We start from the raw sequence: 21,167 nt of genomic DNA, 5'->3' as shown, positions 1-21,167 counted from the left end.
CCGCTCCACGGGCAACCGCAGCCGCCCCGCGCCCGTCAGCGGCTGACCTTGCCCATCAGGGAGGCGACGGGCCGCAGGAACAGCGGGCGGGCCAGGAACCAGGCGGCCACCATCACCACAACCGAGGCGAGGAACACCCAGAAACCAAACCACCCGTCGTCGTCGCGCACGCCGTACATGTGGTTAAGGTTGCGCAGGGCTCCCGTGGCGAGCACCAGGAAGACGTGCACCGCGATGAAGGCCACGAAGTAGATCATCACCGGGAAGTGGACGGCGCGCGCCCACTCGATGGGGAACGCCTTGTTGAGGCCGGCAGCCTTCCTGGGCCAGGCACCGGACATCCGCAGGCCCGTGATGAAGGCCAGCGGAGCGGCAATGAAGACTGTGGCGAAGTACGAGAGCAGCTGCAGCGCGTTGTAGTTGACCCAGCCGTTTTCCGTGGGCCAGTCCAGGGATGCGTACTGCAGTGCCGCGGAGAGCGCGTTGGGGAAGACGTCCCAGCTGGTGGGAACAATCCGCATCCACTGTCCAGTGGCAAAAAGCAATACCGCGAAGATCAGGCCGTTCAGGATCCACAGGACATCCAGCGTCAGGTGGAACCACAGCTCGAGGCTGATCTTGGTGGGCGGGTTCTTCGTCTTGATCAGGCCCTTGTTGTTCCGTGTCCAGTGCCCGCTGGGGCGGGTGGTGGTCCGCACCTGCCACCCCGTGCGGATAATCAGCAGCAGGAAGAACGCGTTCAGGAAGTGCTGCCATGCAAGCCAGGCAGGAAAGCCCACAGGAGCGTTGTCCGGAAGCTCTGAGTGGCCCGGATAGTCCGCCACGAAGGAAGCCACGGCAGGCAGCCCCATCAGCCACCTGGCCACCAGCACCACCAGGACCAGCCCTCCGAGGACGGCGGGCACCGCCCAGTAGAGTCGCGACCGCTGACCCGCCGCGGTACGGGGCTTCTTCGTGGGTGTGGACATCGAACAACATTCCTCTCGAGAATGACTGGCCAAGTGCTCACTACGTGTGAGGCTCTGCGAAAGAGAATACTAGGAACTGCACGTATCCACGGAAAAAAGAAGACCCCGGCCGGCTGGTAGGCCGGTCGGGGTCTTCACATAGTTGCGGGGACAGGATTTGAACCTGTGACCTCTGGGTTATGAGCCCAGCGAGCTACCGAACTGCTCCACCCCGCGTCGCTGAAACAACACTACCCTAGTTTTCCGGCTTCGTTTTCCACTCGGGGTTTTCCCTTGGGTCGGCAGGAAATCCCCGGAGCTTAAACAAAACATCCGAACACTGTTTCCAGTGTCCGGATGTTTTCATCAGTTGCGGGGACAGGATTTGAACCTGTGACCTCTGGGTTATGAGCCCAGCGAGCTACCGAACTGCTCCACCCCGCGTCGCAAGAACTACTTTACCGGTACGTGAACACCAGGCCAAATCGCGGGCGCGTGATCTCCGTCTCGCCTACGGAAACGGCACCTGGCCCCACAGGGAACAGGTGCCGTTTGCCGCCGTCGTGATCAGCTGGTGGCTGAGGGTGACGGGCTCGCTTCAGGTGCATCGGTGGCTGCCGGCGCGGGCGTGGCCTCGGGTGCGGCAACCGGGATCTTGGCTTCCGCAGCCACGGCCTTCTGGAGGGCAGCCGCGATCTTCCTCTGCGCCTCGCCATAGGCTGCGAAGTCCCCTGCGGCAAGAGCCGACTGGCCCTCCTGGATCGCCGCATTCGCTTCATCCAGTGCGGCCTTCAGCTCTGCCTTGCCGTCAGCTCCCGCGGGCGTTCCCGGCGCGGCCGGATCTACCGGGGTTTGGCCGTTGTTGTCCGAATCGCCCGCGGCAGCCCCGGAGTCTCCTCCGAAGAGCTGCTTCAGTGCCTCATCCAGGGTGGGAGCGAAGCCCACCTTGTCGCCGAAGGCCACCAGGACGCGCTGCAGTGTGGGGTACGACGTTTCGCCGGTCGACTTGAGGTAGACAGGCTGGACGTACAGGATGCCGCCGCCTACCGGAAGCGTCAGCAGGTTGCCGTTGAGCACTTCAGACGCTCCCTGGCGCAGCAGGTTGAGGGCCTGCGAAACCGTGGGATCGGAGTTGAATTTGTTTTGCGCCTGGCCGGGACCCGGCACCTGGATCTCCGGCGGGATCTGGAGCAGCCGCAACTTGCCGTAGCTCTCCGCCTTCACACCCGCCTCGTTCCCGGCATCCGAGTCAGCGGCCAGGAAGCCATAGAGCACGTTGCGTGCGTTCCCGTTGACAATCTGCGGAATGAACGACGACGTCAGCTGGAAGGCGGGCTTGTCCTGGTCCGGCATTTGGAGGGACATGTAGAACGGCGGCTGCTTGACGCCGCTGTTGGATTCAACGGTGGGATCCGCCGGCACGCTCCAGACGTCCTTGGTCTGGTAGAACGTGGACGGATCGGTCACGTGGTACTCCCCCAGGAGCTGGCGCTGGACCTTGAACAGGTCCTCCGGGTACCGGACGTGGCTCATGACATCGCCGGACATCTCCGAGAAGGGCTTGAGTGAGGCGGGGAACACCTTCTGCCAGGACTTCAGCAGCGGGTCCTGGTCGTCCCAGGCGTACAGGGTGACCGAACCGTCATACGCATCAACCGTGGCTTTCACGGAGTTCCGGATGTAATTGACGGTGCTGTTGGGCAAGGCAACCGCGCGGCCGGACGTGGTCTGGGTGTCCGCCGTGGCATCGGAAAGCCGCTCCTGCTGGGAGTACGGGTAGAACTGGCTCGTAGTGTAGCCATCCACAATCCATTTGACGCGGCCGTCAACCACCGCCGGGTAGGCATTCCCATCCACGGTCAGGTACGGGGCAACCTTTTCCACGCGCTCACGGGGACTGCGGTCGTACAGGATCTGCGACTCGGGGTTGACGCCGTCCGAAAGCAGCAGGTCCGAGGACTGGAACTTGATGGAGTACAGCACGCGGTTGAAGAACGTTCCCACGTTGGGACCGCCGTTGCCTTCAAAGGTGTACTGGTTGTCCCCCTCGCCTTCCCTGCCCGACGGCCGGTCCTGCTCGCGGGCAGGGGCGCCGTCCGGCGCGCCAACGATCGAGTAGTCGGGCGAGGATTCACCGAAGTAGATCCGGGGCTCATAGGTTGAATCGTCACCCAGGACACCCGTTGACGGGATACCCGACTGCAGGAATTCCGGCTTGCCGTCCACAGTGAACTTGTTGCCCTTTGCAGCCACTACACCGTAGCCATGGGTGTACACAACGTGCTGGTTGAGCCAGCCCTGCTGGTTGGTTGCCACGTTTGCGGGGTTGAGTTCGCGGACTGCGATCACGGTGTCCTGGATCTTGCCGTCCACCTCATACCGGTCCACATTGAGGGCTTCCGGGAACTGGTAGTACGGGCGGTACTGCTCAAGCTGGGAGAACGCATCCGAAATCAGGTTCGGGTCCAGCAACCGGATGTTTGCCGTGGTCTGCGCATCCGGGGCCAGGGCCCCGGTGCTGGCCGTGTTGGTGGCGTTGTAGCGGTCCACCTGAATCTTGTCCAGGCCGTAGGCCTCACGCGTGTTGTTGATATTGCGCTGGATGTATTCCTTTTCCAGCGTCTCCTCCGAGGGACGAACCTGGAACTGCTGGATCACCCAGGGGTAGACACCTCCGGCCAGGATGGACGTGATGACCAGCATGGCGGTTCCGATGACCGGCAGCCGCCATTTGCCGATAATGGCAGCGACAACGAACAGGATGGCAACGAGCACCGCCGCCACGGCGAGGATGGCCTTCGTGGGAATGACGGCGTTGACATCCGTGTAGAGGGCGCCGGCCCAGCGTCCGCTGTTGCTCTGCACCGCGGTGAAGCGGTCCAGCCAGAAGTTGAGCCCAAGGAGCACCAGGAAGGAGGCGCCGGTGACGGCGATATGGATCTGTGCAGCCCGGCTGGTGAAGACGCCGCGTTCCATCAAACGGATGCTGCCATAGAGATAGTGCGTCAGGATGCCCGCGATCCCGGCAATCACCACAACGCTGATCAGGAAGCCGGTCACGAAACCGAAAAACGGGAGCGACATCAGGTAGAAACTGATGTCCATACCAAATTCAGGGTCTTCTTTCCCGAAGGGCTCCTGGTTGAAGAACAGGAGGACCTTCTGCCACTGGCTGGCGGCGGCGCTGCCGGCGAAGAGTCCAAAGAGGACGGGGAGCCCGATCATGACAACGCGGCGGACAGGTTCCAGCTGAGCCTGGTACCGGTTCAGGTTGTCCCTGATTTCAGAGTCGGGCGCGTAGACCGGCCGGGCGTTGTACGCGATGCGGATCGCGAAGAACACCGCCAGGAACATGATGGCGAAACCGGCGGCAAAGATACCGATCCGGACCAGGTTCTCGGTGACGAAGACCTCGATGAACCCCAACTGCCGGTACCAGAGGACGTCGGTCCAGACGTTGGCAAAGAAGATGAAGCCCACTACCACCAGGGCAACAACGATCAGCGTGGGCGTCAACGCCCCGCGTCGTGAAGGGGGTCTGCCTGTGGACATGGTGCTGGCGGGACGGGACAAACTGGGTACCTCATAGCTGGTCGTCAGATAAATCAGAGCGTGCGTGCGGGCGACGTCCGGGACCGGTCAAACGGCCGGTTTCGTCCGTCATATTTGCCACGAGTGGCGGTGGAGCTTAGTTCCTGTTGAGTCTAGTTGCGCCCAGTCTAGTTGCCCGGGCACGCCGGAAGGCCGGACGTGTCCTGACCGTTACCCGCACGTTCGACGGCGTCGCGCGCCTCAGCCAGGGTCTCCACCCTCACTACCTGCAGCCCAACGGGGATGTGCCCTGCTACTTCCCCGCAGTTTGCGGCGGGCGCGAGGAACAACGTTGCTCCCCCGGCCCGTGCCCCCTGCAGTTTTTGTTGGATGCCACCGATGGGGCCCACGAGGCCGTCCGGGGAGATGGTGCCGGTCCCCGCGATGTGTTTGCCACCCGTCAGGTCTCCCGGTGTAACCGTGTCGATGATCCCCAGGGAGAACATCAGCCCCGCACTGGGGCCGCCGACTTTCTCAAGCGAAATCTCGACGTCGAAGGGGAAGGTGAACAGGTATTTGAGCATGACTCCGAGGATGAAGCGGCCCTCGCCGTTGTCCTTCGGGGTGATGGTCTCGGTGACGGACTGCCCGTCACGCTCCACCACCACGGAGACCGGCGCGCCGTTTCCCGCGGCCAGTTCCTCCTGGACGACGGCCAGCGAGGTGATGTCCTTGCCGTTAATGGTCTCCAGGATGTCGCCGGGCTGGATCTTCCCGTCCGAGGCTGAATTTTCGGAGAGACCGGCTGCCTGCAGTCGCTGCCCGAAGGGAATATCCAGCTCTTTGAGGGCAGAAGCTACGGCGTTCTCCTGTGACGTGGTCATTGCCACGGAACTCTGTTCCTCGGCCTCTTCCCTGGTGGTGCCCGTGGGGTAGAGCAGTTCCACGGGGTGCACGGCTTTGGACGGGTCAACCCACGCGGAAAATGCGTCGAGGATGCTGACCGGCCCGTTGGGGCCGCCGTCCACGTAGACCGTGGTCAGGTCAAGGTTTCCCTTGGCTGGATACGTTTCCCGGCCACTGATGCTGATGACCGGGCTCCCCTGGCTTTCACCCAGGGTGTTGTACGTCGGGCCGGGCGACTCCACGACGTAAGGAACGGGAAGGGTGCCCACGGCGATTCCCAGGCCCAGCGCCGACAGTCCCGCGAGCAGCATCGCCGACACTTTCCTGTCCCGGGGAGCGCGTTCCGGGGCCAGCGCACCGCCCGTGGTGCCGTCGTCGGCCCCTTCTCCATCGGCGGACGTGCCCGGCACGCGTGTTTCACCTGTTTCCGCAGGCAGGCCGCGGGTGAAGAGCTCAGGAGCGTGGTCCTCTGAGGGGTGGCCGCCACGGGTTGTAGTCACCCAACCAAGACTACGCGGTGCCGGTGGATGCCAGCTCTTTGCCTAGAGCGAACGACGCCGCCGTCCGGCAGACAGCCGACCATGGCCGGGGTACCGTGAAGGTTGACAGCCACACCGACGATCGGCGGGATCATGACCTCCAATCCACTCAATCCGTCCAACGGCGACGACACTCCCAAGGATCCGTTGACCGAGATGCTGCAGAACCTGATGGGCGGCAAGGGGATGGAGAATTTCGACCCCGCCGAACTGGCCAAGGCTGCGGGGCTTCCGAACGACCCCAACCTCCTGGCGCAGATGTTCTCCCAGGTGCAGGCCATGATGAGCGCCCCTTCGGAGGGGCCCGTTAACTGGCAGCTTGCCCACGACAACGCCCGCCGTGTTGCCGCGAGCGGCAGCGACCCTTCGGTAACGTCCCAGCAGTCGCGCGAGGTTGATGAGGCCCTGCGCCTGGCGGAACTGTGGCTGGACCCCGTCACGGACCTTCCCGCCACCGGCCTGATCGGCCGGGCGTGGTCCCGGGCGGAATGGGTAGAGGCCACGCTGGGCACCTGGAAGCGGCTGACCGAGCCCGTGGCCAACAGCATCGCGAATGCCCTCTCCTCGGCCATGACGGAGCAGATGCCCGAGGAAATGAAGTCCATGATGGGCGGGGCGTCCTCGATGCTCCAGAACATGGGCGGTGCCATCTTCGGCATGCAGCTGGGCCAGGCCATCGGTGCCCTCTCCGCTGATGTGGTCAGTTCCACCGACATCGGGGTCCCCCTCGCGGACCTGGAGATGGCACTGCTGCCCGCCAACGTCGCGGCGTTCGGGGAGGGCCTGTCCCTGCCCGAGAACGACATCCGGCTCTTCCTCGCAGTGCGGGAAGCCGCCCACGCGCGGCTGTTTGTCCAGGTTCCCTGGCTCCGCGGACACCTGCTGGGTGCCATCGAGGCGTACGCCCGCGGCATCCACATCGACACCTCACGTATCGAGGAACTTGCACGGGACCTTGACCCCAGCAACCCGGAAGGCATCCAGGAGGCCCTGTCGCAGGGTGTCTTCATGCCGCAGCGGACGCCGGCGCAGGACCAGGCCCTTGAGAAGCTTGAGACCGCCCTCGCACTGGTGGAGGGTTGGGTGGACGAGCTCACGGCCTCGGCCACCGAGAAGCTGCTGCCGTCCGCGGGTGCGCTGCGGGAGACCGTGCGGCGCCGCCGGGCAACCGGCGGTCCGGCCGAGCACGCATTTGCCTCCCTGGTGGGCCTGGAGCTGCGGCCCCGCCGGCTGCGCGACGCCGCCACGTTGTGGGCCACCCTCAAGGAAGAGCGCGGCATCGAGGGCCGGGACGCCATCTGGCACCACCCGGACCTGCTGCCCACTGCCGAGGACCTGGACGATCCCAAGGGCTTCAGCGGGCGCCGCAAGCTGGCAGAAGCAAGCGACAGCGAAGTGGATGACGCCCTGCAGAAGCTCCTCAGTGGCGGCTTCGACTCCGCGCCGGAGGCAGAAGAAGGCACTGAGCCTGGCGTAGGAGATGGCACCGCCGAGACTGCAAAGGACGACGGCGGGCGTCCCGACGCCCAGGGCAAGGACGGCCAGGAGGGCCAGGAGGGCCAGCCGAAAGGCTAGGACCCCGCCCCGGCGTTGGCTGTTGGCAGGACGGATTCAGTCGGCGTCGGGGTCGGCCATGCCGCGTCCGGTGGCAAAGGAAACACCCTCAAGGAATGCCTTGGCCCGCTGCGTTTCCGGATACGCCTCGAGCAGCTGCCAGAAAGCGGCGTTGTGCGCAGCCACCAGCAGGTGGGCGAGTTCATGGAGCAGGACGTAGTCGATCACCCATTGGGGCATGGGACGCAGTTTGTCCGAGAGCCTGATGGTTCCCTCTGCCGGAGTGGCGGAACCCCATCGCGAGTTCTGGTTGCTGACCCAGCGAACCGACGTGGGTACGGCGCGTCCGCCCAGGTACTTGGCAGACAATTGGGCCGCTTGTTCTGCGAGGGCAGCGTCCGTGGCCGGCCGCCTCTTACCCACTGCTGCCCGCCGCTCCCCCTGGCGCTGGAGTTTGGCCACCATCTTGTGCACCCATTCGGCCTCCTGGGCAGCAGTGAACCGGGCGGGTATCGCGACCACCGCAGTTCCGTTCTCCCAGAAAGCGGCTACGGTGCGGGTGCGCCGGGACGAACGCCGTACCACTACAGGCGCACCGTCCTCCGTGGTTGTGGACGAAGCAGCCGCCACCTGATGCCTCGCGGAGTGGCCAGCCATTACAGCGAGGTGCTTTCCGTCAGGACACGCAGGACGTCCTCCCCATACCGTTCCAGCTTTGCAGGTCCCACTCCTGCCAGCCGGGCGAGCTCCTCGAGCGACGCGGGGCGTGCTTCGGCAATGGCCGTCAGGGTTGCGTCAGTGAACACCACGAATGCGGGCACGTCGGCGGAGAGGGCAACCTCCCGGCGCCAGTTCCGGAGGGCGTCGAAGGTTTGTTCCTCGTAGCCGGGCGGACAGGAGTTGCACCGGCCCACTTTGCGTTCCGCGCCCGTACCGAGCATGCTTCCGCAGACCCTGCACATGGCGGGAGCGGCGGCTTTCCTGCGGGTCACGGTCACCTTCCCCCGGGTGTTGGAACTGGCCACGGAGTCGGGACGCAATCCATCAAGGAACCTTGAGGGTTTGCGGTTGGCGCGGCCGCCCGGGGTCCGGGCAGTGGACCATGACAGCGAGAGGTGTTCGCGGGCGCGGGTGATTCCCACATACAGGAGCCGGCGTTCCTCGTCCACCGATTCCGGGGAGTCGGCAAAGGAAATGGGCATCAGCCCTTCACTGAGGCCCACCAGGAATACAGCGTCCCATTCCAGGCCCTTGGCGGCGTGGAGGGAGGCAAGGGTTACCCCCTGGACGGTGGGAGCGTGCTGGGCCAGGGAACGTTCCTGGAGTTCGTTGACGAAGTCGGCCAGGCTGAACTGTGTGCCCCGTACCTCGACCAGTTCATCTGCAAGGGCAACCAGCGCGGCCAGAGATTCCCAGCGCTCCCGGAGGGCGCCGCCGCTGTGCGGGGCCGAATCCGTGTAGCCGAGCGAGGAGACGATGTCCCGGACCAGTTGCCCGAGCGGTTGCGGGGAGTCCGTTTCGGCGACAGCCCGCGTGGCTGCGCGCAGCTGCAGGATGGCGTCGCGCACCTCCTTGCGGGCAAAGAACCGTTCACCGCCGCGCAACTGGTAGCCAATCCCGGCAGCGGCCAGGGCCTGTTCGTATGCCTCGGACTGGCCATTGGTGCGGAACAGGACAGCAACCTCGCTGGCGGGTGTGCCGGCGTCGAGCAGTGCCTTGATCTTTTGGGCAACCGTAGCCGCCTCAGCCTCGTCATCCGCACATTCCGTAAACTGCGGCGCCGGGCCTGCCGGCCGCTGGGCCACAAGCTGCAGGGGCGAGGCCCAGGCGGCGTCGGCCACGGGACCGCCGCTGCGCCTGCCCGCCAACAGGTCGTTCGCGAGCTTCACCACCTGCGGCGTGGAGCGGTAGTCCCGGATGAGTTTGACCACGTTGGCCTGCGGATAGCGGGCTTTGAACTCCAGCAGGTGCTTGGGGGACGCTCCGGTGAATGAATAGATGGTCTGGCTTGCGTCACCGACAACGCAGAGCTCGTCACGGCCGCCCAGCCACAGTTCCAGGAGCCGCTGCTGCAAAGGGGAAACGTCCTGGTACTCGTCCACCACGAAGTGGCGGTACTGCTCACGGACGGTGGCAGCGACCTTCTCGTCCTCCTGGAGAATTCCCACTGTGATCAGCAGGACGTCCTCGAAGTCAATGACGTTGCGGTCGGTCTTGACGTCCTCGTAGGACTGGAAGACCCTGGCCACGGCGGTGAGGTCGAAGCCGCCCGGGGCTCCCCTGTCCTGCGCGTTTTCCAGGTAGTTTGCGGGCGTGAGCATGGACACCTTGGCCCATTCGATCTCCGAGGCGAGGTCGCGGATGGAGGCCCTGTCGGTGCTGAGCCGGAGCCGCCGCGCGGCCTCGGCCAGCATCTGTGCTTTGTGGTCCAGGAGGTTGGGCAGGGTGCCGCCAACAGCCTGCGGCCAGAAAAACTGTAGCTGGCGCAGTGCCGCGGCGTGGAAGGTGCGCGCCTGAACGTTGCCTGCGCCAAGGTCACGCAGCCGGCTGCGCATCTCGGCAGCAGCGCGGGCCGTGAAGGTGACGGCCAGCAGCCGCTGCGGCGAGTAGACGCCGGAATGGACGCCGTAGGCGATGCGGTGGGTGATGGCACGGGTCTTGCCCGTCCCTGCCCCGGCCAGGACGCACAGCGGGCCGTTCAGGGTGCTGGCCACCTCCCGCTGTTCCGCGTCCAGGCCTCCCAGGATGCGGTCCTCAAGGGACGCTGCCCCGTCAAAATGTTCTGTAGTCACTTCTGCTGCTCTTTGTCTCGACTACCGCGTGCTGGAGTCTGGTGGATTCGTGGTGGGTCAGGCCTCGGCCCGGTCCTGGATGCGTCCGCCATACCAGTGCTCTATCAGCGAGCGGGCAATGGAAAGCCGGCTGGAAATGGTGATATCGCCGGCGAGCACAGCCTCCTGGAGTTCCTCCCGGCTGAACCAGCGCGCCCTGGTGACCTCAACGCCGTCGGGCCTTGCCTCGGCGTCTTCGGTGACGGCGGTAAATCCAAGCATAAGGGAGGCGGGGAACGGCCACGACTGCGATCCGAGGTACTGGCATGCGGTCACCCGGACTCCCACCTCCTCGTAGATCTCGCGGACCACGGCCTGTTCGAGTGACTCCCCGGGCTCCACGAAGCCGGCTAGCGTGGAGTAGTTCCTGGCGTCCGGCGGTCCGCCGCCGCCCAGCAGCAGCCGCCCGTCAGGGCCCACCACGGTGACAATGATGGCCGGGTCTGTCCGCGGGTAGTGCTCCGACGAGTCCGCAGGACACCGGCGGACCCAGCCGCCGGCCTCGACGTCGGTAGGGGTACCGCAGCGCGGGCAGTGCGTGTGCCCGGCGTGCCAGTTAGTGATGGCACTGGCCTCCACAAAGAGGGCAGTGTGCGTGGCGCCCAGTCCCGCTGCGACCTCGCGGAAGCCGGCCCAGCGGGCATCGGACGGGATCCCGGCTGTACCTGGAGGAACCTGCTCCGGGAGGACATAAAGCAGGAGCCCGGTTCCAGCTGGCAGATCCGAATCCGGAAGCGCGTAGCCCAGGAAAACGACCAGTTCAGGCGCCGACCCGGCTGCAGTGAGCTCCTGGAGCAACGGCAGTGCGGCGGCTACACACAGGCCGCCTCCCTGCACCAGGCCCTGCCGCCCGGACAGCACAATAGCCAGCGTTTCGGGACTGGCCAATTGTTCGTCCACGATCCCCGGAGCTGTCCGGACGGCCGACCCGCGGTCCACCAGCGCCGGCCTGACGGGAAGGAGGGTGTCCATGAGGTGGTTGGCAGGCAGCGTTGCCGGCTGCCCCTGGTAGACCGGTGTGACAGACTCCGCATGGCTCATATATCCACCGTACTGACTGGGGCTGACAATTGACATTTCCAGCCTGGCCCACGGTGCCCGCAGCACCCCCCCCTATTTGCAGGTATCTCAAGACTCGCCGCCGCCGGACCGGTCTCCCGGCCCGCAGGCAATCTACCGTTGAAAGGTGAGAAGAAAAGCGATTGAACTGGCAGCCGTTGCAACCGCGGCAGTCCCCGGGCTGACCCCGACGGCCGTTAGCTCTGCCCCGGACGACCCCGCGGACTTCGACTCAGCGCTGCTCCTCGACTCGGAAGGGAAGCGCTGGCGGGTCAGGTCGCCGCGCCACGCCGAGGCCAGCGCCCGGCTCGAAACAGAATTCCTGGTGCTTCGTGCCTTCGCCCCGGCCATCCGCGCCGAACTGCCCTTCCTGATGCCCACAGTCGCCGGCAGCGTGCGCCTGGGAAGCCTGAGTACGTTCGTCTACTCGCATCTGGGCGGCAGCACCCGCAGCGTTGAGGAACTGACGGCCGGGCCGGATGCCCTGGCCCAGGAAATCGGCGTGGCGCTGGCAGCCATCCACGATCTGCCCCGCGCGATCGTCAGCAACGCCGACCTGCCCAGCTACACCCCCAACGAATTCCGCCAGCGCAGGCTGAACGAGCTGGACCAGGCCGCCACCACTGGAAAGATCCCCCCGTCCCTGTTGCTGCGCTGGGAGCACGCACTTGAGGACGTGTCCTTGTGGCGCTTCAATCCATCCGTGGTGCACGGGGACCTGCATGAGGACAACCTGCTCGTGGAGGGCTCCCGGGTCACCGCCGTGACCGGCTGGACGGACCTCCGCATCGGCGACCCCGCGGACGACTTTGCCTGGCTGGTGGCGTCCAACGAGCAGGACTTCGTGGACGCCGTACTGGACGCTTACACCACCGGCCGCCGCGACAAACCCGACAAGCACCTGCTTCGGCGGGCAGCGCTGTCGGCCGAATTCGCCCTGGCCCAGTACCTGGTCAAGGGCATCGCGGCCGGGGACGCCACCATGGTGGCGGAGGCGGAGGAGATGCTGGCCACCCTGGCCAGCGACATTGCAGAGCACGGCGGGCAGCCCATCAGCGTTGAGCCCCTTCCGTCCGTATCGCCTGCCACGGTCCCCGGCGCGGCTGCGCCTTCCGTGGAACCTGCCGCGGGGGCCGGAGCCGGCCCTGGCATGCGGGCTGCGGACGGCGGGGCGCCCACCACGGCGCCTCCGGTCACCGTCGTTCCGGTTCCGGCGGTCCAGCCCGCTGTGCACGTAACGCCGATTCCCGATCCGGCACCTGCAACTCCCCCTGCCCGCACTGAAGGCGGCGCCGACGGCGGAAGCAGCACCGGCACGGCCACCGGCACCAAAACCGGCGCCCCTGACGCACCAGGCGGTCCGGATGACACGTCGACGGCTGCCCTCACCATTGTTGACGCCAACAAGAACTAGCCGCGGGCGCGTGTCAGCTACCTGACGTCCACGACGCGCCTTTCAGGCAGAAGTGAAGGCAGCCGCCACCATCTCCTCCAGCTGGTCAGCGGATCCGAGGTCATGCGGCCGCACAATCTCGTTGTCCGCAACGTAGAAGAACGCCGCCCGGACATCCTCCAGGGGCACGCTTTTCAGCCGCGACCACGCCAGCCGGTACACGGCCAGCTGCACCGCCCGGGTGCGCAACTGGGTTCCGGACGGCCGCCGTCCGGTCTTCCAGTCCACCAGGTCCCAGCGGCCGTCCGCATCCTGGAAGACGGCGTCGATCCGCCCACGGACCACAACCTCCCCCACTCGGGTCTCCACCGGGACCTCAACAAAGGCCGGGGAACGGTGGGCCCACGGGGAGGACCTGAAGGTGGCCACCATGGCGTCCAGATCGTAGGCCGCATCGATGTGGTCATCGGAGCCCGGTGCCTCGCCGAGGTCGAGCATGCCTGCACTCCCGAAGTACTCTTCCACCCAGGCGTGGAAAGCTGTTCCCTTCCGTGCCGACATGCCCGGTTCCCGCGGCACCGGCCTGCGGAGCCGCCAGAGCACCGCCTCCGGGTCTTCGTTGAGGTCCACAAGTGTGGATGCGGAAATATGGGTGGGAAGGTGGACCTCCTGGGCGGACGACTTCCTTGCCCGGCGTTCCAGCAGCAGTGCTGCTTCCCTCGCCCAGCCGGCAGCCGGGCCGCTGAGCTGCGGATCCGGGACCATCAGGGTGTCCTGGCCGGACAAAGCATTCGCAGGCGCTCCGGCGTCCAGCAGGGGCAGGGCCCGCCCATGGGGCAGGGCCCGTTCATGGTGCATGGCCTCCAGGGCAGCCGCCACCCGGGCGGACGCCCGTTCCATGACATCCCTGCGGCCCCTGGCAAGGCGGAGGCGCCCACCCGTCCGGGGATCCACCGGCCCCTCCAAGGGATCGTAGGGCCAGCGGGCCACTTCCACATCGAGGGTCAGTGGGCTGGCCTCCGGCAAAGCAGCCTCCTCCACCGACCATGGGTGGATGCCTGCCTGCACCGGAAGACCTTCGCGGGCCGGTGCGGCCAATGGCTCCAGCTCTGCCAGGAACGGTGACATGTCAGCCCGCCCGGACCTCGACCCCACCCAGGCTGCGCTGGACGCCCAGAGGACGTGCTTGGCCCGGGTGTAAGCCACGTAGGCCAGGCGGCGTTCCTCCGACTCCCCGTGCGCCTGGACGGCTGCCTTGAAGTCCTTTTCCGCGTCCAGCCATCCTTTTTGGTCCGGCTGGTCCAGGTCCCACTGGGGCAGGTCCGCCCGGTCGCCGCGCAGCGGCCAGGGCAGGGCCGCGGATCCGCTGCTCCAGCGTGAGTCACGGTCACTGGGAAAGTCCTTGGCATTCAGCCCCGGAACAAAGACAACATCCCATTCCAGCCCCTTGGAGGCATGCACGGTGAGCAGCTGGACGGCCTCGCGGTTGACATCGCTCGGCGGTGCTTCCAGGCCGTTTTCTTCAGCTGATGCCGCTTCCAGCCAGGACAGGAAGGCGAGGATGTCCACGCGCTGGGAGGTGCGCAGGAAGCCGGCGGCTGCATCCTGGAAGGCGTCAAGGTTCCGGCGGGCCTGGTGGATGCTGATGCCCGGCCGTGCGGCGACCTCGATATCAAGGAGCATGGCCCTTTCCACTTCCCCCAGCAGGGTGGTGAGGTCGTCTCCCAGGTAGCCCCGGAGCTGGCGCAGCTCCGCCGAAAGCCGGAGCATCCGTCCGCGTGCGGCCGGGGTGAGGGACCTGCCGTTCGCTGAGGTCCACCCCTCGCGCGGCAGCCAGTCCAGGGCTTCAACGAGGCTGGCGGCGTCTGTCAGGTCGCCTTCCAGGACGGCCGGTTCGGCATCCGGCACGGTGTCATCGGCCGCTCCGGCCTGGCCGCGTCGCCGGGCGAGCTGGCTGGACCAGTCCCTCAACGCCATCAAATCTGCTGGGCCTATCCGCCAGCGGGCCCCCGCGAGCAGGCGCATCAGCGCGTCGGAGCGGCCGGGGTCGGCGAGGACGCGCAAGGTGGCCACCAGATCCACGATTTCCGGGGTAGCGAGGAGGCCGCCGAGACCGACGATCTCATAGGCGATGCCGCGGGCCTCCAACTGGCGCCGGATGGGTTCCATTTGCGCACGACGCCGGCACAGCACGGCGATGGCGGGCGGAACCGGGGAACCGTCAGGCTTGAGCTCAAAGTCCGTCACACGGTATTTCAGGATGTCTTCAGCGAGCGCGGCAGCTTCGTCCACGTCGCTGGCAAACCGGCCCAGCACCACGGATCCTGCCGCCGCGTGCGGACTGGGCTGCAGCGGCGGGACTTCGGGGGCCACGGCCCCTCCCCCGCCGGCGGGGCCGCGCTGCGCGGCCGCCCGGCCCAGGGATTCGGACATGACGTTGGCCGCGGTCAGGATCGAGCGGCCGTTCCGCCAGGCCGTCGTCAGGTAGGACGTCGGCGCAGGAGCCCAGGTCCCGGTGTCCTCCGCGGCCCGCTCCCCCGCGGCACCTTCGTCCGCTGCCGCCTGACGGGTGGTCCCCGTCCTCACCGGAAACTCCCTGACAAAATGGAAGAGCTGCCCGGCCGAAGCTCCGCGGAATCCGTAAATCGACTGGTTGGGATCACCCACGGCCGTCACCGCATGCCCGCCGCCGAAGAGCCGCGAAAACAGCACGAGCTGGGCGTGGGACGTGTCCTGGAACTCGTCCAGCAGCACCACTTTGTAGCGCTGCCGCTCCATCTGGGCAGCCAGCGGGACTTCGCGTGCCACTCGGGCAGCGAGAGCCACCAGGTCGCCGAAGTCCAGTGCACCACGGGCCCGCTTGGCCGCTGCATATCGTCCGACCATGTCGGCCACGGATGCCCTGGTCCGCAGCATCCCGGCGAGATCGGCCACTGCCTGCGGGGGGTTCTTCTTTTTGTCGGCAAGGTAAGGGAGTGACTCGAAGTCGGACAACCGCGCCATCAGCCAGGCTTCGACGTCCTCGGGCTCCTGGAGGTGCTCGGCGCATTCACCGGCCAGCTGGATAACTGCCTTCACCAGCGTGGACTTGGCAGCCCGGAAATGCCCATACTCGCCGTCATAGGCCTCCACGACCTCACTGGCCAGCTGCCAGGCCTGCGCACCGCCCAGCAGGACCACATCACGCTCCACCCCCAGCCGGAGCCCGTAGTCGGAGACAATGCCACTGGCGAACGAGTGGTAGGTGGAAACTTTGGGTTCCAGGGCGTCGCTGCTGAGCAGTCCCTCCGGGAAAACCCCGTGACCGTTATCCCTGCCAGCCTTGTCCTGGGCCATCCTGTCCTGGGCAACCAGCCGCTGGAGGGCAGCCAGCTTCGCACGGATGCGCGATGCCAGCTCACCGGCAGCCTTCCGGGTAAAGGTCACACCCAGAACTTCTTCCGGCCTGACCCACCCGTTGGCCACGAGCCACACCACGCGGTCCGCCATGGTGGCTGTCTTCCCCGATCCTGCCCCCGCAATGACCAGCCGAGGGGTCAGCGGAGACGCAATGATCGCCGACTGTTCCGGAGTCGGCACGTTTTTTTCACCCAGGAGCACGGAAAGTTCTTCCGGGCTGAACCGCGGCCGGGGCGGTGTGGCGGCAGCGGCTTCCTCCCGGGCAGCCACGGCCCTGCCACCTGAAGGCCCGGCGGCAAGGGTAGCCTCCTGCTCTTGCACGTCCTGCATCATTCAGTCACTTGCCTTCCACGCACGCACAACGGACAGACCTCGGGGAGCCGGCAGCCGTGGCCGCCGTGGCTGCCTTTGGACGGATCGTGCCGTGCCTCGAAGGCACTGCCGCCCATTACCGAAGCTGCATCCTTCACCATATCCAGGGCCCAGTTGTCCTGCTGATCGATCGGGTCCTGCTGCTGGATGGCCGGATTTTTCGCTCCGGTTCCCAGCTGGGCCAGTACCGCCCCGCCGGGTACCGGACCCGCCTGGCTGCCCGGACCGTCGTCGAACCCGCCGGCAAGCACCGCTGCCTGGTATGCACCCAGCTGCGGATGCCGTGCCAGCTCCCCCTTGCCGGGCTGACGTTTTCCCGTCTTCAGGTCCACAATCACCAGACGGCCCTCGGCATCGATCTCCAGCCGGTCCACCTGGCCGCGCAGGACCGCGTCCCGGTCCGGGGCATCATCAACGGGGACCGTTCCAAGCGCCACCTCGAAGTCCTGCTCAACGCCAACGAGGCTCCTGCCCTCGCTCCGCATCAGCAGCACATACTGGGCCAGCTTTCGCACCATGGACTCGGCACGCTGGAAATCAAGCCTGCCTTCCCAAGTGTCCTTCATGCCCAGCGCAGGCCAGCGCCGGACGAGTTCCGCGATGTACTCGGAGCCGGAGGCATCCGGCAGTTCCTGGGCAATCGCGTGGACCAGGGTGCCCAGGCTTCGGGCGAAGTCGGTGGCAGGCTCCCCTCCTGCGGCCTGGACGAACCAGTCGAGCGGTGATTTCTGGACTGTCTCCACTTTTGACGGTGACACGAAAACCGTCCCGCCGGGTGGAACCACCGCCGCGTCGGAGCTCAGCGGGGGAAGGCCCCACCAGCTCTGCGGATGCGCGCCCGGGACGGGCGGCTCCGCCCTGGCCAGGCGCGCAAGCACCCTGGCCGCTTCCTCCGCCTGCGGAGCGTCCGTTCCATCCAGCTGGGCGTGCTGCCGCAGCTCGGCGACGAGCGCCCGGAGCGTCATGGGGCGCTCTACTGCAGTGAAGCCGCGGGTTTCCTGGCCAGGAGCCAAGGGCGCCACATAGTCGAGGAAGGAGGACGGCTGGTCGTCTTCGGAGGATACGGCGGTGCATACCAGCAGTTCGCGGGCACGGGACACTGCTGTGGAGAAGCTCCGGAGCTCGTCATACCGGATATCGCGAAGCCGGCTTAGGGGATCCCGTTGCAGGGCGTAGCCTGCGCCGTGCTCCACCGCATCGCTGTACAGAGTGCTTCCAAGGAGCTCGCCGCGGAGCCGGGTGTTGGGCCAGACGCCCTCCTGGAGGCCGGCAACAATCACCACCGGCCATTCACGTCCGGCTGCACTGGCAGGCGTCATCAGCTCGACGGCGTCATCCACCTGTGCGCGTGCGGCAAGGGTGTCCATGGGGAGCTCCTGGTTCAGGAGATATTCGAGGAACTGCTCGGGGCCTGCCCCGGGCATCTGGTCCACGTACCGCTCCGCGGTGTGGAAGAGCGCCATCATGGCGTCCAGGTCACGGTCCGCACGCGCCCCGTGGGGTCCGCCGGAGAGCGCCGTTTCGGTCCAGGCGCCGGCGAGCCCGGTGGAGTCCCAGAGGGCCCAGAGGACTGATTCAGCGTTGGCCCCGGGTTCAGCAGCCGCCCTGCTGCCTGCCTGGATCATGCGTGCCGCCCGGCGTGCGGCGCGGCCCTCGATGCCAAGAGTTGACAGCGCGTTAGGCTCCAGCAACGCTTCGACCAGCAGTGCGTCGCTGGTCCGGCCTCCGCCTCCCAGGATTTCTTCCCTTCTCAGCGATTGCCGCAGCCGGCGGAGCTCGATGGACGTTGCCCCGCCGATCCGCGAGGTGAGCAGCGATACTGCGGCCTCGGGGGTGAGCACTGCCGGGTCCAGCGCGATGGCGAAGGCATCAAGCAGCGGACGGACGGCCACCTCGTCCCGGACAGCGGACTCTGCCACGGGAACACGCACGGCGATGCCCTGTCCGGACAGATAACGCTGGAACTCGCTGACCTGGGCGCCGTTGCGCACAATGACCGCGACGTCGGCCAGGTCACGGCCGTGGTTGATGTGCTGGTCCAGGATCCGCTGGGCCACGTACCGCAGTTCGTGAACGGCGGACGGAACAAGGTGTGCTTCCACTGCCCCTTCCGGCTTGTCGCCGCCAGGCTGATCGAGGCGCCTGGCCAGCTGGCCGCCCGCACGCTGGGAGATCCGTCCGGCAACATTTAGCCAGGCGTCGGCAACCGCGGTAGCTTGCCGGTGGGCATGCCGCAGCGGACGCTCCACCACAGGTGCCCCCGGCGACAGCAGGTGCGGCAGTTCCGCGACGAGGTCCGGCCTTGCCCCACGGAAGCCCTGGACGACGGTGTCCGGGCAGAAGGTGACGAAGGAGTCCTTGCCGCCCGCTATATCGGCCAGCAGCTCAAAGACCGCGGGGTTGGCCTCCTGGATGTCGTCCACGAGGATGACCTGCAGCCGGTCCCGTTCCGCGGCCAGGAACTCAGGAAAATCCTGGAAGACCTGCCGGGCGGCCGTGATGATCCCGGCGGGGTCGAAAGCCTCAGGCATCCGCAGGTCCAGGATGTCCCGGTACTCCGCGTACAGCGCGGCAGCGGCGGCCCAGTCCGGCCGGCCGCAGTCATGTCCGAGCCGCACCAGGTCCTCCGGGGTGCGCCCTGATTCGATGATCCGGTCAAACAACTGCCGGACTTCCTGCCGGAAGCCGCGCGTTTCCAGCGCCCCCTCCATATCGGCAGGCCACGGCAGTTCCAGGCCCGGGAGCCGGTGTCCTTCAAGGAGTTCCTTGATGATGAGGTCCTGTTCGGGCCCGGAGAGGAGCCTCGGCGGCCTGGACAAGGAAAGGAGCCCTTCAGCTTTCGCGCGCCTGATGACATCGAAAGCGTAGGACGCCCAGGTACGCGCCGGCGTTGTGCTCAGGCTCCTGTCCAACCGTGCGGTGAAGCGGTCACGAAGGGTGTCTGCCGCGAGGCGGCTGGGTGCCAGGATCAGCATGCGCTCTGGATCCACGCCGTCCCGGAACGCCCTGCGGACGGCGGCCTCGACGAGGGTGGTGGTCTTGCCGGTTCCCGGAGCGCCGGGCATCAGTACCGGCCCGGCGCCGTGGGGGACATCAACCGCGGCCTCCTGGTCCTCCGACAGCAGGGGCTCTGCCGCATGGACGTGGCGGGGCGGCAGCAGCCTCAGGCCTGTCGCGGCCGGGCTTCCCTGATTGCGGTCCGTGCTGCCTGTTGCAGTCCCTGCCGTTGCATCCGCATCGGGTGCAGGACCTTCCGGGGAGTCGTCCCGGTACTCGTCGCGTGGGCCGGTGAAGGGCGTTGTTACTGTCACACAGACATTCCATCATCAGCCACCGACAATCCATGCAGCCGCCGCTCCAGCTGCTCGGCAACAGTATCAATCACGTCCAGTTCGTCTTCGGCGGGCGCCCACCGGGCGGCCTGAAGATCCACACGCCAGCGTCCTTCCCGGGTCCGCTGGTATTCGAGATAGGCGCCCAGGAGGGGCGTGCCCTCGGCAAGGTAGTGGCGGAGGGCCTCAGCCTCGTGCCCGGCAGGTGCGTGGCCGCTCGCCTTGAGGATCCGCCACCAGGGCACGCCGCTACCGTAGTGGCTCATGACGGCGCCCACCTGCCTGGGGCCGCCGGCGCCCAGCAGCTCGGCAACGTCCCCGTACGCCATGGCGGATGCGGCGGGCACCAGTTCCACGATGGCCAGCACCGCCTCCACGTACTCAATCCGCATTGATCCAATCTAGCGGCAGTGGCGCTCCACGGAATTGTCAGTGGTGCCCTTTAGCGTTGACATATGAGCACCTGGAACACCCTCCCCCGCGCAGCTTTCGACCTGGAAACCACGGGCCGCAACTCGCGGGCTGCACGCATCGTCACGGCCTCCGTAACGGTGGTGGACCACAACGGCGACGTCATCAGGGAACATGAGTGGCTGGCCGATCCCGGGGTGGAGATTCCCACGGAAGCCAGCGACGTACACGGTGTCACCACCGAAAAGGCCCGGCGGGAGGGCAGGCCCGCACACGAAGTAACGCAGGAACTTGCCGCCGTCCTACAGGACCTTTTTGACACGAACATCCCCGTCATCGCTTTCAACGCAAGCTACGATTTCACTGTCCTGGCCGCGGAATCGGCGCGCTACGGCGTGCCCCAGCTGAGCCGCTTCCCGGTCCTGGACCCCTACATCATGAACAAGCAGGTGGACCGCTACCGGAAGGGCAAGCGCACCCTGACGGCGCTGTGTGAAGAGTATGGGGTGGTCCTGGACAACGCCCACACGTCTGCGGCCGATGCCCTGGCAACGCTGCGGGTCCTGGACGCCATGGCCGGGAAATTCCCAAAGCTGATGATGCCCGCGACCCAGCTCCACCAGCTGCAGGTGGACTGGGCCACCAGCCAGGCGGCAGACTTCCAGGGCTACCTCCGGAAAACCAAGCCGGCTGCCGTCATCGAGGGCGACTGGCCGGTACTCCCCCCTCAGGACGCGAGCCTCGGCGGCTTCTGACATAGTGCTGCCGGGCCGGTGCGAGGCATGTCACAGTAACAGGGCTTCATATAACCGGGCAGAAAACCGCCTCCCGCATTCGGCATACCCTTGCCCAGACCGTTCTATCGGAGCGCATTATTGCCGAACTATTGAATA

12 protein-coding genes and 2 tRNA genes are annotated in these 21,167 nt (G+C 66.5%); 3 read left to right on the top strand and 11 right to left on the bottom strand.

What is annotated here, in order from left to right; all coding sequences use genetic code 11:
- Positions 1-35: 35 nt before the first annotated feature.
- The 5 genes from IEX43_RS13295 to IEX43_RS13275 all read right to left on the bottom strand — a co-directional run bounded on the left by IEX43_RS13295 (position 36) and on the right by IEX43_RS13275 (position 5,695).
- The gene (locus IEX43_RS13295; protein ID WP_188811727.1) at positions 36-968 is read right to left on the bottom strand and encodes a cytochrome b/b6 domain-containing protein; all 933 of its coding nucleotides are present in this window, start codon (positions 966-968) and stop codon (positions 36-38) included.
- 142 nt (positions 969-1,110) lie between these two features.
- Positions 1,111-1,184, bottom strand: a tRNA-Met gene (locus IEX43_RS13290).
- 133 nt (positions 1,185-1,317) lie between these two features.
- Positions 1,318-1,391 (bottom strand) — tRNA-Met (locus tag IEX43_RS13285).
- Between the two features lie 123 nt (positions 1,392-1,514).
- Positions 1,515-4,499 carry a UPF0182 family membrane protein gene (locus IEX43_RS13280; RefSeq protein WP_188811725.1) on the bottom strand — a complete coding sequence of 995 codons (2,985 nt, stop codon included), beginning with the start codon at positions 4,497-4,499 and terminating at the stop codon, positions 1,515-1,517.
- 167 nt (positions 4,500-4,666) lie between these two features.
- Positions 4,667-5,695: a YlbL family protein gene (locus tag IEX43_RS13275; RefSeq protein WP_188811925.1), complete on the bottom strand. Its 1,029-nt coding sequence runs from the start codon at positions 5,693-5,695 to the stop codon at positions 4,667-4,669.
- A 321-nt stretch (positions 5,696-6,016) separates the two neighbouring features.
- Here IEX43_RS13275 and IEX43_RS13270 point away from each other — a divergent pair, with 321 nt between their 5' ends.
- The gene (locus IEX43_RS13270; protein ID WP_188811723.1) at positions 6,017-7,498 is read left to right on the top strand and encodes a zinc-dependent metalloprotease; all 1,482 of its coding nucleotides are present in this window, start codon (positions 6,017-6,019) and stop codon (positions 7,496-7,498) included.
- Between the two features lie 36 nt (positions 7,499-7,534).
- Here IEX43_RS13270 and IEX43_RS13265 read toward each other — a convergent pair whose 3' ends face one another.
- From IEX43_RS13265 to nudC, 3 genes are read right to left on the bottom strand one after another with little or no spacing between them, the layout of a single operon-like run.
- On the bottom strand, positions 7,535-8,134 hold the full coding sequence (locus IEX43_RS13265; RefSeq protein WP_188811721.1) for a M48 metallopeptidase family protein: 600 nt from the start codon (positions 8,132-8,134) through the stop codon (positions 7,535-7,537).
- Entirely contained in the window at positions 8,134-10,269 is a 2,136-nt protein-coding gene (locus IEX43_RS13260; protein ID WP_188811719.1) for an ATP-dependent DNA helicase UvrD2, read from the bottom strand. Before IEX43_RS13260 ends, IEX43_RS13265 begins: the two co-directional genes overlap by 1 nt.
- A gap of 57 nt (positions 10,270-10,326) precedes the next feature.
- On the bottom strand, positions 10,327-11,349 hold the full coding sequence (gene nudC / locus IEX43_RS13255; RefSeq protein WP_188811717.1) for an NAD(+) diphosphatase: 1,023 nt from the start codon (positions 11,347-11,349) through the stop codon (positions 10,327-10,329).
- Positions 11,350-11,494: 145 nt separating this feature from the next.
- Here nudC and IEX43_RS13250 point away from each other — a divergent pair, with 145 nt between their 5' ends.
- Positions 11,495-12,781, top strand: coding sequence for a macrolide 2'-phosphotransferase (locus tag IEX43_RS13250; protein ID WP_188811716.1), 1,287 nt, complete (start codon positions 11,495-11,497; stop codon positions 12,779-12,781).
- Between the two features lie 42 nt (positions 12,782-12,823).
- Here the strand turns inward: IEX43_RS13250 and IEX43_RS13245 are convergent, their stop codons facing one another.
- From IEX43_RS13245 to IEX43_RS13235, 3 genes are all read right to left on the bottom strand, one after another.
- A complete protein-coding gene (locus tag IEX43_RS13245) occupies positions 12,824-16,489 on the bottom strand; it encodes an ATP-dependent helicase (protein WP_188811924.1) in 3,666 nt (1,221 codons plus the stop codon).
- Positions 16,489-19,698 (bottom strand): ATP-dependent helicase, encoded by a 3,210-nt coding sequence (locus IEX43_RS13240; protein WP_229666465.1) that lies wholly within the window; start codon positions 19,696-19,698, stop codon positions 16,489-16,491. Before IEX43_RS13240 ends, IEX43_RS13245 begins: the two co-directional genes overlap by 1 nt.
- Positions 19,699-19,838: 140 nt before the next feature.
- Positions 19,839-20,255: an MGMT family protein gene (locus tag IEX43_RS13235; protein ID WP_188811712.1), complete on the bottom strand. Its 417-nt coding sequence runs from the start codon at positions 20,253-20,255 to the stop codon at positions 19,839-19,841.
- Between the two features lie 63 nt (positions 20,256-20,318).
- Between IEX43_RS13235 and IEX43_RS13230 the strand changes: the two genes are divergently transcribed.
- Complete coding sequence (locus IEX43_RS13230) at positions 20,319-21,029, top strand: 3'-5' exonuclease (protein ID WP_104185031.1); 711 nt, start codon at positions 20,319-20,321, stop codon at positions 21,027-21,029.
- Positions 21,030-21,167: the final 138 nt, after the last annotated feature.

The organism is Pseudarthrobacter polychromogenes (assembly GCF_014644495.1).
GTDB lineage: Bacteria > Actinomycetota > Actinomycetes > Actinomycetales > Micrococcaceae > Arthrobacter > Arthrobacter polychromogenes.
The sequence above is the reverse complement of the archived record's forward strand: the minus strand, read 5'-3'. Positions and strand labels throughout refer to the sequence as shown.